The following is a 12,541-nucleotide window of genomic DNA, read 5'->3' as shown; positions in this document are numbered from 1 at the left end:
GAATTGCGCCTATCCGCCTAGTTACAAGTTAACCGCTCCAATCTAAAGTCTAAAATCTACAATTGCTTGAAGAGGACATCCGCTTTAATAAGGCATCGCGTGCTTGTTCTCGATCGTCAAAGTGGATTTTTTCCGTTCCTAAGATTTGGTAGTCTTCATGACCTTTTCCAGCGATGAGGACGCCATCACCCGGCTGGGCTTCTAAAATAGCGGTGTGAATGGCAGTAGCGCGATCGCTAATCACCACTGGCTGAGTCGTCATTGGTATCCCGGCGATGATATCTTGCAAAATCCGTTCGGGATCTTCCGTGCGCGGGTTGTCGGAGGTGACAACTGCTTTGTCTGCTAAGTGCGCGGCAATTTGACCCATTTTCGGGCGTTTGGTGCGATCGCGATCGCCTCCACAACCAAAGACGCAGATCATCTTGCCGGGAATAAACGGACGCGCCGCTTTCAGCAAATTCTCCAAACTATCCGGCGTGTGAGCATAATCGACAATGACGCTAATCTCTTGCTGGGGACTAATTTGCACTCGCTCCATCCGTCCCGGCACTCCCGAAAATTGGGGCAGCGCCGCCGCAATTAACTCCAAATCTACTCCCAGATGCAACACTGCTCCCACAGCGGCAAGTAAATTTTCCAGATTGTACTGCCCTACCAGGGGCGAACGGAAAGCCACGTCACCTTTGGGTGTATGCATCACCCCGCTGACTCCCGTTGGCTCATAACTCAGGTCGCTCATCCACAAATCGGCGGTTGTATCGTTGACGCTGTAGCACCACACTTGATCTGGATTTAACCGCTCGATCAATCTCTGTCCGTAGGAGTCGTCTGAATTAATCACTGCACGCCCTTTAAGATACTCAGGGCTAAACAGCAAAGCCTTTGCCTGGAAATAATCTTCCATGTCGTGGTGGAAGTCTAGATGATCCTGGGTGAGATTGGTAAACACAGCAACAGAGAACGGACAACCCAAAATCCGACCTTGCGCCAAAGCGTGAGAACTCACTTCCATCACACCCATCTGAGATCCTGCTGCGATCGCCTCTGCCAGTTGTTTTTGCAGTTCGACGGCAAAAGGCGTCGTGTGGGCAGCGGTTTGTTTAAAGCCAGCCCAACGGGCATACAGCGTCCCAAATAAAGCCGCTGGTAACTGGCTCTGAGTCAGGAAAAATTCGATTAAATGGGTTGTTGTCGTTTTGCCATTCGTGCCGGTGACGCCAATCAGTTTTAGCTGTTGTGCTGGGTAGCCATAAAAGGCAGCCGCAACTTGGGCGCAAGCTTGAGTCATGTCTGCGACTGGGATTACGCAGGCATCTTCCCCTTTGGGAGGATGTTTTTGGACAGCTTGGGAAGAAATCAGGGCGGCGACTGCACCTGATGCGATCGCTCCTTCCCAAAACTCCCCTCCATCCACTCGCGTTCCGGGCATCCCGATAAACAAATCTCCCGGTTGACAAGCATGAGAATTTGTGGTTAATCCCTTAACTTCCAATTCTAGGGCAGTCTGACTAGAGGGTTGCTCAACATGGGGAATGGTTGCTAATAACTCTCGCAATTTCATCTCGGTAACTCCTCACAATCGTCATCCGTCATTGGTCATAAGTCATGAGTCATTGATATTGATATCGTTAGCACGCAAACTTTAGACTCATGACTACTCGCGCTTATTCTTTATCCTTTACTAGCAAATATTTCTGTAACATTTGCTCCAACTGCTGCACCGTAGCGCGGGGAGAAGGACGGGGCAGCGGTTCTTCTACTCGATCTGTACGCTGATATCGAACCCTAAACAGGACTGGAATTTCATATTGATAGGCTTGGAACCAATCCTCGCGGGTAGTAATATCCCGGATTTCCAGTTCAATGGGGGGGTTTGAAACTTGTTCGAGTTTTTCTTGTAACCCCTCGCACAAGTGGCAACCCGGCTTGCTGTACAGAATTAACCGCACTCAATCTCTCCAAAAAGCTTTGATAGGGCGATGATAGCTCCTAGTGCAGTTTGGCAGAAATCAATTGCCGGTTCAACAATTAGAAGTGGGAATCGAATTTTTCTCATCTTTTCTTCAAAGCTGACACCCATCCCAGAAAAAAGCAGCAGAATCATTCTGTGACTGGCTACCGATGTTCGTCTATAGCAGTCATGAATGATTCGTGAAGGCGAGATACTAGGGCAACTCTTACGAAGTCGGGAATCTCAAGAGCTGGCATCTCACAACTAAAATAAGATTGCTATATAGCCCTGTTCTCCGGTCGGGTTAGGTGCTTATAAGAGGTAAAATTGATTTGTAATAAAGAATTCAGAAATCCACTAGAAACGTACCATGAGCGATAGCACCACAGCTCCCGTTAGCATCTCCTCGTTTAATCTGGATGAGCTTAACCAAAAATTTGACAAAGCTCATCCCAGAGAGATCCTGGCTTGGTGTGTTACAAATATCCCCACTGGACTGGTGCAAACCAGCGCCTTTAATGTGGATGATTTGGTAATTACGGATATTTTCTACCGCGATCTCAAACCAGCAACGCCAGTGCCAGTCTTGTTTCTGGACACGCTGTATCACTTTCCCCAAACCCTGGAGTTAGTTGCTAAAGCGCAGGCAATTTACAATTTAAATCTCCAAACTTACAAAATTCCCGATGTTCACTCCCGCGAAGCTTTTGCGGCTAAATACGGCGAAGCGCTGTGGGATAAGGACATCACCCAATTCCATCACCTGACCAAAATTGAACCGTTGCAACGAGGTCTGGCAGAACTCAATACCGTCGCCTGGATTACCGGACGCCGCCGCGACCAAGCGGTGACTCGTGCTGATATGCCAGTCTTGGAACTAGATGCACAGCAACGGCTCAAAGTCAATCCTCTCGCCAACTGGACGCGCCAGGACAGCTGGGCTTATGTGGCTGAGCATGGCATGATTTACAATCCGCTGCACGACCAGGGATATGCCAGCATCGGCGACGAACCAATTACAACACCCGTTGCCGAGGGTGAAGACGAACGCGCCGGTCGCTGGCGCGGCATGGGCAAAACTGAATGTGGTATTCACATTTAGAATGGCTAAGGGAAGGGGTAATTGGTAATCGGTAATCGCCAGAAAAATTACCAATTACCAATGATCCATCACCAATTAGCAATTAGCAAAATGATTAAAATCCTCCACCTATCCGATATCCACATGGGGAGTGGCTTCTCCCACGGACGGGTTAATCCGGAAACGGGTGCAAATACACGGCTGGAGGATTTTGTCAATACTTTATCGAAGTGTATTGACCGAGCGATTGGGCAAAGCCCAGACACAGAGAAGGGCGAACCCGTCGATTTAGTCTTGTTCGGTGGAGATGCTTTTCCCGATGCGACGCCGCCGCCGTATGTACAGGAAGCGTTTGCCAGTCAGTTTCGCCGCTTAGTCGATGCCCAGATTCCGACGGTGTTGCTGGTGGGGAATCACGACCAACATTCTCAGGGGCAGGGAGGCGCAAGTTTATGTATTTATCGGACATTAGGAGTGCCGGGGTTTATTGTAGGCGATCGCATCGTCACCCACCGCATCGAAACCCGCAGCGGCCCCGTCCAAATCATTACCCTGCCTTGGCTCACCCGTTCCGCCCTGCTGACGCGCCCGGACACCGAAGATTTGTCTCTTGCCCAAGTCAACGAGTTATTAATTAAGCGTCTGGAACCTCGCCTGGAAGGAGAAATCCGGCGTCTAGACCCAGAAGTGCCAACAGTTCTTTTAGCTCACCTAATGGCAGACAGAGCTAGCTTAGGCGCAGAACGCTTCCTGGCAGTCGGCAAAGGCTTCACAATTCCCATCTCGATGCTGACGCGACCTTGCTTTGACTACGTAGCGCTGGGGCACGTCCACCGACATCAGAACCTCAACAAGTCGAACCAGCCCCCAGTTATCTACCCAGGCAGCATTGAGCGAGTCGATTTCAGCGAAGAAAAAGAAGACAAAGGCTATGTGATGATTCAGCTGGAACGAGGCAACGCCCAGTGGGAATTTTGTCCCCTCCCCGTGCGCCCCTTCCGGACTATCGAAGTGGATATCTCTGAGGCAGCTGACCCGCCAGCCGCCTTAATCAAAGCCATAGGCAAAAAAGATATCAAAGATGCTGTAGTGCGGCTAATCTACAAACTGCGTTCCGAGCAGATAGATTTGATTGATAATACCGCCCTGCACGCCAGCTTAAGTGACGCCCACACTTACACGATTCAGGCGGAATTAGTTAGTCAGCTTGCCCGTCCTCGCCTGCCAGAACTCGGTTCTAGTGCCAGCATCGACCCAATGGAAGCGCTGAAAACTTACTTAGCCAATCGAGAAGACCTTAAGGACATTGCCGCCCAGATGCTGGAAGAAGCCCAGAAGTTACTGGCACATGAGGAAAAGGCGTGGTTCAACGTCGCTGACATGGAGGAAGAATCAGAGGCAGGGACGAATCAACCCAGTCAGCAGCCTGTGGCAACTACAGATTCCCAACTGCGTTTACTTTAAAAGTTTTGTCTGAATTGGTGCTAAATCTGCAAAAATTCCAATATTGCTTAGTAGTTGGGGTGTGCGATCGCCCAACTGAGCGGCAGGAAAAACAAGCACAAATAGACTTTCTATGTCGTTCTATTCAGGGTTAAAACGAGTATTAGTCGGTGAATCGTTGCCAACCAGCGCTCATGCTGAAGAACGATTGAGCAACGCCGAAGCCTTGGCGGTTCTCTCCTCGGATGCCCTCTCATCCGTTGCCTACGCCACCGAGGAGATTCTGCTAGTTCTGATAGCCGCAGGCACTGCTGCCCTGACTTGGTCTCTTCCCATTGCTGTAGCAATCATCGCGCTGCTAGCAGTGGTCATCCTTTCCTATCGCCAAACTATCCGGGCTTATCCTAACGGCGGTGGCTCCTACATTGTGGCGCGAGAAAACCTGGGTCTGTATCCGGGACTGGTGGCAGGCGGTTCGCTGATGATTGACTATATCCTGACCGTGACAGTGAGTGTGTCTGCGGGGACAGCCGCCCTCACCTCAGCCGTTCCAGGACTGCAAAGGTACACGGTAGAGCTTTGCTTGGTGTTTGTTTTCTTGTTGACGCTGGCGAATCTGAGAGGAGTCCGGGAATCAGGTCGGCTGTTTATGATTCCTACGTATACGTTTGTTGTGACTATTTTTCTATTGATTGGTCTTGGTTTATATCAACAAGCGACTGGACAAATTTCTCAGAACGATACTCTAATCGAAGCTAAAGAATCAATTAATTTATTTTTCATTTTGAGGGCTTTTTCTGCCGGTTGTACGGCACTGACAGGGGTGGAAGCGATCTCAGATGGTGTGTTAGCTTTTAAGCCCCCTGAGTGGAAAAATGCCCGACTCACATTGCTCTACATGGGCGTGATTCTGGGATTTATGTTTTTAGGAATTACTTACTTAGCTCACGCTTATCATATTGCTCCAGAAGAGGGACAAACCGTAGTTTCTCTGTTAGGTCGCCAGATTCTAGGCAATGGCCCAATTTATTATTTGCTCCAAGTTGCCACGCTGTTAATCTTGCTGTTAGCAGCAAATACCAGTTTTGCCGATTTTCCCAGGCTTTGTTATTTTTTGGCTCGTGATGGGTATTTGCCGAGGCAATTATCCATTTTAGGCGATCGCTTAGTGTATTCCAACGGCATTATTTTCTTGAGCGTCTGTGCAGCTATTTTGATCGTTATCTTCCGAGGGCAAGTTAACGCAGTGATTCCCCTGTATGCGGTGGGTGTGTTCACTTCATTTACGCTGTCCCAAGCAGGGATGGTACGCCGCTGGTATCAGGAACGGACATCTGGTTGGCAAGCAAGTGCCGCGATGAATGGTTTGGGAGCGATCGCTACTCTGGTAGTTTTAGGAGTAATCGTATCCACAAAATTCAAAGGAGGCGCTTGGCTAGTCGTCGTCGCCATTCCTTTAGTAGTGGGCATATTCTTAGCAATTCATCGCCACTATGAGTATGTAGCACAGCGGCTCAGTATTCAGGGGATAGCGCCTCGGAGTTATATTCCCAGACTCAGAACGCAAGAGGGTACTCATCCAGCAGTGGTTGTAGTCGGGCAACTAAATCGAGGAACGCTAGAGGCGATCGATTATGCACGTAGTATTGCAGATGAGATTGTGGCGATTCATGTTGATATTGGTTCCACAGATCGAGAAAAACTGCAACAGCGATGGCAACAACTAGGAGCTGATATTCCTTTGATAATTTTGGACTCACCTTATCGCTCAGTGGTGTCTCCAATTGTAGATTTTGTTACTGATTTTGAAGATAGACATCCTAATGTTTTATCGACAATTATCATTCCTGCTTTTGTGACGCGAAATTGGTGGGAAAGTATTTTACACAATCAAACAACCTTTTTCTTAAAAGCTTCCTTACGAGCTAAAAAGAGTCGTGTTGTTACCACCGTTCGGTATTTCTTGTAATTTCAAAGCCTCAAAAATAAACTGGGTACAATAGGTTTTTCCAATGAAATTTGGGAAGAAATTACCTCATTTTAATACCATACGGTTGTTGAGGAGCTGTAAAATTAGCTGCTCCTCTTCTTCTCTTACTTCGCGTCCTTGGCGTCTTGGCGGTTCGTTAATAGATTTCTGTATTAATACTTAGAAAAAGTAATTCTTATACTAAGTATGGATTTTTTAAAGTGTACTAGATAAACAAAAAAGCAGGTTTGAGCGTATCAGGAAAAAGCAAAATAGTCTAAGAAAGTTTAAAATTAGATAAATAGATTACAAAATTTGAGTAAATGAGCTTCGAGAAACAGACTTCTCAGCAAGTCACAACGCAGTCTTTAATGTCTAAATTTTTACCAGCAGTTTTAGTAGCAGCTGCCTTTACCTTTGGTGCCGCTGGACGCCTCCAACCAGCTTTGGCTGGAACTTGTGCCCAAAAGTGTCCCCCAGCCCCGCTACAGTTCATACCGGGACAACGCATCACCTATGAGGTGGTAAACCTGACATCAAGTTTGGTTCAGATGCAGAAGGTAGTGGGTACCGATCCGATTCCCCTCAATCCCGGACAAGTAGTGTCTTTCACTAGGGGAGGGAGTACAGATCCGAATCTATCACTTTTGCTGTGGGATGCGACGGGTTTGCCGCTGGGAGTGAGACTGGCTAAACCGAATGCCAGAACTTTACGGATAGAAGTACGTCCTGGTGGGCGTCCTCCAGGCGATCGCTCAATTTATCTAAGAGATGACGGTCGGGTTGCTGTTTATTAGAAGCGATAGAGGATTTTGAGTTAGCGTGCGATCGCTCTTTGGCGCGGAGTAATAAGACGCTGGCGACTTGCTTTCCGGGTGGCGGTTGTGAAGCAAGAGGAACAAATCGCGAGGCTGTGAATTCTTTGGTTCGTTAGACCTAATTGACAAAAGTGGCGACATATTCGCCTTTTTTGGTGTTTGCGGTGAGTATTCTATTGACGACGTTAGGTGTCGGTGCTTTGATGGGATAGATGAGTTTGCTTTGGTCGCAAGGAGGGTTTGCGCCTCTTAAGGCGGTTCATCTGACTCAAAGGTTGCTGGTTGAGTGTATTTACATCTCTTTTTAAGCAATGCTAAATTTTGTAGCCAATTGCTAAATATTTGGGGTAGAAGCAGAAAACTGAGGAGTTATCCATAAGCCTCTATGAAGTTGAACAATAAGCAGGATTGGGTGAAAGCTTATGAGTCAGTACAGTTTAAATGTTTCTAAAGTTGTTCAGATTGGCACAGACAAATTATTTCAACTAACAGATCCAACCGATGGTGCTGGCACGGAACTGCCGCGATTCAGTCTTTACCAAGTCTACCCAGTTGAACGAAGCAAGGCAGAAGTGATTTGTCAGAGGCTTTATAAGCAAGTTTTTGAAAAAATTAACACTGGTAGTTTAGGAGATTCAAAAGCACTTCTAATTAAGTATGTAGAGATGAATGATGAACGTATTTATATTGTTGTTACTCGTGAAACCCCTCGTAATACACACGCAACAATATTTATGCGATTTCATGGCTATGGCGATCATTTGTACGTAGGGATTGACGCGTATGTGCTTGGGCGAATCAAATGGTCAGCCGTATTATGGAGACTTTTCATCTGTCTTGCAGGATTGATATTACTTCTGCTGGCTACAGCAATTTCTAGGTCTTTTGTGAGTAGCTATGGTGTTAGTTACAGTAGGACACCCGATATGAGTGGCTGGTGGCTAGCCTTTGGTATTTTTTTTGTTGGGTGTTGGTGGGAAGTAATCAAAAGGGCTATTCAAAATCCCAAGACTCCACTTTCTGTAGCTTTTCGTCAAGTATTTCAAGGTTCACTTAATCTAGGTTCCTTTAATATTGACGATGTAATGATGTTTCTCAAAAGTACGCTTAGTGTTGGAGTTATAGCTGTGCGTGATATCTTTAAGGACGAAGGCTTACCTGTAGAAATTTTGGATGCTTTCGTTCAGAATATCAATGTTAGTAATGTTTTTGAAAGCTCAGTAGGTGCAGTTGTAGGTAATGTGCAAGGCGATTTTATCACTAATCCTTCATCCCAAAAACGTTAATACCTAATATTTTTCGTAACAATAAGTGAATTAAAATCTAGAAGATTATGTCAGATACTCCAAAAGTAAAAATGCAGTTTCATGCAACTGTTACAGGTGTTGTTGGAAATGTTGAGGGTGACTTTGTTATTTATCCGAGGCCAGAATCCCCAGCAGAAGCTGCTGCTGAAATTCAGGAGTTATTGAATCAATTACAGCAGTCCAATTCTAAAGATATAGAGGGTGCAATTCAAAGGGAAACTGAGCGAAACCTAGCCTTTAAGATTAGATTAAAAAATGCTCTCAGGGCAGCAGGGTTAGAAACAGCGAAAGTTTTCTTTGCACCATTGGGAATAGGTATAGAAGCAGTAAGAGGTTGGCTTGAAGCTGAGTAGACATCGTTGCGACGCGGCATAACAATTGTGGTACAGAGTAAGGAGGAAGGCGATCGCTGCCTATCGCTTTTCATTGTTAGCCAACTACGATATTGTCAGCATTCTGTTAAAAATGAAGAGGACTGAAAGAGGCAATTCCCATGACTATTCGTGACACGGCGATCGCCAAATTGCAGCAACTTTCCGAACCACTCTTACAGGAAGTGAGTGACTTCATCGATTTTGTCATCCATAAGCATCAAGCTAAAACTGCTAACAGTCAGCCTAATGAAGATACTGTCGAAGTATGGTCAAGATGGTTTGAGGCTGTCGATCGCCTAGACGTAACGACCGCAGAACCAACCAGCGAATATCAGCATTTCCTACTCAACAAGTATCGACAGCAGGGTCTAACTCTATGATTCTCTGCGATGCAGGAGTCTTACTTTGTCTGGTAGATCGCACTCAGCCCCAGCATAATGCTTACAGAGGTGCAGTTATGCGATTAGCAAAACCTCTCGTCACAACTTGGTCATGCTTGACAGAAGCCATGTATCTTGCTCTTCATCGTGGCGGTTGGGTGATGCAAAAACAGTTGGGTCAGCTTCTTATGGACAAACTGCTGACGATCTATGAAATTCAAGAGAATGAGTATACTCGTTTGTTTGTGCTGATGGAACAATATCGCGATCGACCAATGGATCTGGCTGATGCAACTCTGGTTCTGACGGCTGAGAAGACGGGGTATCGACAAATTTTTACCCTCGATTCTGACTTCTTGTTTTATCGCATTGGCGATCGGGGTACCTTCGACATCATTCAAGTTCAGTGATTGGTAGCCGTCGCTGCCATAGCGATCGCAGAATAAATCGTGTATAGTCTGCCCCTACCAGTATCCTGACAATCCATATTCAAATTTGCACAAGACTGTACTGGGAATAATTTTCTTATTGTCAGAAAATTCCTATTATTGTCGTGATTAGACCGAGCCAAGATATCAATCTCGATCTCGGAGCGAAATGATAGGATCTGCTGAGCCAGACTGCTGGAAATACAACGCCCGTGCAAGATCGTCCTCATTCAGAATCATCCCCTCGTCCTCCCCGATTGCCCAATCATCGGTGGCAGATATTCCCAGTACGAGACGAAGCCCAACAGTTAGCTGAAACGACGGGTCTTTCACCGCTGTTGAGTCAGGTACTGATTAACCGAGGCATTGAGACGCCGGAGGAGGCGCAAGCATTCCTAGATCCAGAATCTCAGGTTTTGCCCTCACCGTTGGAGGAATTTCCCGACCTAGCAATCAGTGTGGAGTTGTTGAAAGAAGCGATCGCATCCCACCAAAAAATTGCTATCTGCGGAGACTATGATGCGGATGGCATGACCAGCACCGCGCTATTACTCCGGGCACTGCGGTGGTTAGGGGCACAGGTGGATTATGCCATTCCCAGCCGTATGAGTGAAGGCTACGGAATTAATCGCCGAATTGTCGAAGAATTTCACCGGGAAGGCGTTTGGCTGATTTTAACGGTAGACAACGGCATTTCTGCTTTTGAACCGATCGATCGGGCGCAGCAGCTGGGTGTAAAAGTCATTGTCACCGATCATCACGATATTCCCGAAAAACTGCCTCCAGCGGATGCCATTCTCAATCCCAAGCTAATTCGAGAATCCTCGCCTTATCGCGGGGTGGCTGGCGTCGGCGTCGCTTATATCTTGGCTGTCACCCTCGCCCAACAGATGGGGCAAACTAAGGGATTGGTGAAGCCGCTATTAGAACTATTTACCCTAGGAACCATTGCCGATTTAGCACCGTTAACAGGGGTGAACCGCCGCTGGGTGAAGCGGGGTTTGCAACAATTACCGAATTCTCAACTGGCGGGAGTTCAGGCGCTGATTCAGATAGCGGGTGTACCACAAGGCACAGAGAAGGGCGAACCAGAAAATCCCAAATCTAAAATCCCAAATTCAAAATCCTTAAAGCCAGAGGATATTGGGTTTCGCTTGGGGCCAAGAATTAACGCCGTGGGGCGGATTGCCGACCCGCAAACAGTGATTGAATTGCTGATAACAGATGATATGGGAATCGCACTAGAACGGGCGATGCAGTGCGAACAAATTAACCAACACCGACAGCAACTCTGTGAAGAGATTGAACGAGATGCCGTTACTTGGTGTGAAGAAACCCAGATTATTGCAACCCCGAATAAAAATTTAGATCCCGCCAGTGACGTTTTACCCCAATTTCCAGATAAGTCTATTGACTTCCAGCAAGAACGGGTATTGGTGCTGGTTCAACCGGGATGGCATCATGGCGTGATTGGAATTGTTGCCTCGCGCTTGGTGGAACGCTACGGCGTGCCAGTGTTTATCGGAACTTATGAAGATGACCATCACATCCGGGGTTCGGCGCGGGGAATTCCGGAATTTCACGTATTTGAAGCTTTACAGTTTTGTCAGGATTTGCTGGGGAAATTTGGCGGACATAAGGCGGCGGGGGGATTTTCTATGCCAGCCGAAAATCTGCCAGCATTGCGATCGCGTCTTAGCCTTTTTGCTCATCAGTGCCTGGAACCCCAGCACCTAAAGCCGCTACTCAAAATTGACGTTCAGGCTAACCTCAACGATATTAATCTCGATCTGTACCAACAGATTGATGCCCTCCACCCCTGCGGGATTGAAAACGCCGATCCCGTTTTCTGGACCCCGAATGTCCGCGTGGTTGAGCAAAAAATTGTGGGAAAAGGTCACGTCAAATTGAAAATCTTGCAAGATATAGGGGATAACGGGAATCAGGTTCGGAAAATCGAAGCGATCGCTTGGCGATGGGGCAATTATTACCCTTTACCGTCGCGGGTCGATATCGCCTACAAACTGCGACAAAATACCTGGAATGGCAACACTACGATCCAACTGGAGTTAGTCGGTCTGCGACGTTCCACAGGGGAACTTCATCAATTGCCCTTCGCCCCAAGTCTGAAAGCCGAATTTCACTACAACCAGCGTCGCTATACCTGTAGCCTTTCCGAGTCTTTGAAAGAGTTAAGAATTAGAAATCCCGAAGGCAAAGTTCTGGCGATTCAGCAAGGACACAGAAGTGGTTTATTAGGAATCACGCGGGAAGACGCCAAACAGGTTGATGTGACGAAACCTCCGTTTTATCCATTGATTAAGGCGGCTATGCAAGCGTTGGATATACCGGGAAAAAATACCTAACTTTTCTGAGAAAGCGGGATAAGATTTTTTAACGCAAAGTAACGCCAAGGGATTCGCTCTCGGTACGCAAAGCTATCTGCTCATCCTCTGCGTTACTCTGCGCTATCATTTGCGTTACTTTGCGTTAAAAATTCAATGTGTCAAAATACCGGGATTCTAGAGGTCGCCGCCTCGAAATGCCAGCACGAAGATGACTGCTGGGCCAGCAAGCATAATTAGCGCCACCAAGGTTAGCTGAGCAATGACTTCCCAGTTGATGCCGCCTAAACCGCTGAACAAGTCGCTGAAAATCTCCATTTGTCCTGCCTGTCTAAGAGTAGTTAAACGTGTTGATTTGAATGGCTTATTGGCAAATTTTGCCATCTAATTTTATCCAGCGATCGCGTCTTTTATTTAAAGAACTTCACAAAAGTATAAACAA

12 protein-coding genes are annotated in these 12,541 nt (G+C 47.0%); 9 read left to right on the top strand and 3 right to left on the bottom strand.

The window, feature by feature from the left end; genetic code table 11:
* Positions 1-49: 49 nt before the first annotated feature.
* The gene (locus tag AC2VDX_RS17440; RefSeq protein WP_378183770.1) at positions 50-1,564 is read right to left on the bottom strand and encodes a UDP-N-acetylmuramoyl-L-alanyl-D-glutamate--2,6-diaminopimelate ligase; all 1,515 of its coding nucleotides are present in this window, start codon (positions 1,562-1,564) and stop codon (positions 50-52) included.
* Between the two features lie 103 nt (positions 1,565-1,667).
* Positions 1,668-1,952, bottom strand: a complete 285-nt coding sequence (locus AC2VDX_RS17435; RefSeq protein WP_378183767.1) for a glutaredoxin family protein — start codon at positions 1,950-1,952, stop codon at positions 1,668-1,670.
* A 372-nt stretch (positions 1,953-2,324) separates the two neighbouring features.
* Between AC2VDX_RS17435 and cysH the strand changes: the two genes are divergently transcribed.
* From cysH to recJ, 9 genes are all read left to right on the top strand, one after another.
* Entirely contained in the window at positions 2,325-3,056 is a 732-nt protein-coding gene (cysH, locus tag AC2VDX_RS17430; RefSeq protein WP_378183764.1) for a phosphoadenosine phosphosulfate reductase, read from the top strand.
* Positions 3,057-3,146: 90 nt separating this feature from the next.
* Positions 3,147-4,499: an exonuclease subunit SbcD gene (gene sbcD, locus AC2VDX_RS17425; RefSeq protein WP_378184047.1), complete on the top strand. Its 1,353-nt coding sequence runs from the start codon at positions 3,147-3,149 to the stop codon at positions 4,497-4,499.
* Between the two features lie 112 nt (positions 4,500-4,611).
* A complete protein-coding gene (locus AC2VDX_RS17420) occupies positions 4,612-6,447 on the top strand; it encodes an APC family permease (protein ID WP_378183760.1) in 1,836 nt (611 codons plus the stop codon).
* Between the two features lie 323 nt (positions 6,448-6,770).
* Positions 6,771-7,244, top strand: a complete 474-nt coding sequence (locus AC2VDX_RS17415; RefSeq protein ID WP_378183757.1) for a hypothetical protein — start codon at positions 6,771-6,773, stop codon at positions 7,242-7,244.
* A gap of 443 nt (positions 7,245-7,687) precedes the next feature.
* Complete coding sequence (locus AC2VDX_RS17410; protein ID WP_378183754.1) at positions 7,688-8,551, top strand: hypothetical protein; 864 nt, start codon at positions 7,688-7,690, stop codon at positions 8,549-8,551.
* A 47-nt stretch (positions 8,552-8,598) separates the two neighbouring features.
* A complete protein-coding gene (locus tag AC2VDX_RS17405; RefSeq protein ID WP_378183751.1) occupies positions 8,599-8,925 on the top strand; it encodes a hypothetical protein in 327 nt (108 codons plus the stop codon).
* A 140-nt stretch (positions 8,926-9,065) separates the two neighbouring features.
* Positions 9,066-9,326 carry a DUF2281 domain-containing protein gene (locus AC2VDX_RS17400; RefSeq protein WP_378183748.1) on the top strand — a complete coding sequence of 87 codons (261 nt, stop codon included), beginning with the start codon at positions 9,066-9,068 and terminating at the stop codon, positions 9,324-9,326.
* Entirely contained in the window at positions 9,323-9,736 is a 414-nt protein-coding gene (locus AC2VDX_RS17395) for a type II toxin-antitoxin system VapC family toxin (RefSeq protein ID WP_378183745.1), read from the top strand. The genes AC2VDX_RS17400 and AC2VDX_RS17395 overlap by 4 nt, the downstream gene beginning before the upstream one ends.
* Positions 9,737-9,966: 230 nt before the next feature.
* Complete coding sequence (gene recJ, locus AC2VDX_RS17390) at positions 9,967-12,120, top strand: single-stranded-DNA-specific exonuclease RecJ (protein WP_378183742.1); 2,154 nt, start codon at positions 9,967-9,969, stop codon at positions 12,118-12,120.
* 156 nt (positions 12,121-12,276) lie between these two features.
* On the opposite strand, the gene psb30 is transcribed toward recJ, so the two are convergent.
* Complete coding sequence (gene psb30, locus AC2VDX_RS17385) at positions 12,277-12,417, bottom strand: photosystem II reaction center protein Ycf12/Psb30 (RefSeq protein WP_378183739.1); 141 nt, start codon at positions 12,415-12,417, stop codon at positions 12,277-12,279.
* Positions 12,418-12,541: the final 124 nt, after the last annotated feature.

It is taken from the genome of Coleofasciculus sp. H7-1 (assembly GCF_057473865.1).
This window is presented reverse-complemented; position numbering and strand designations above follow the sequence as displayed.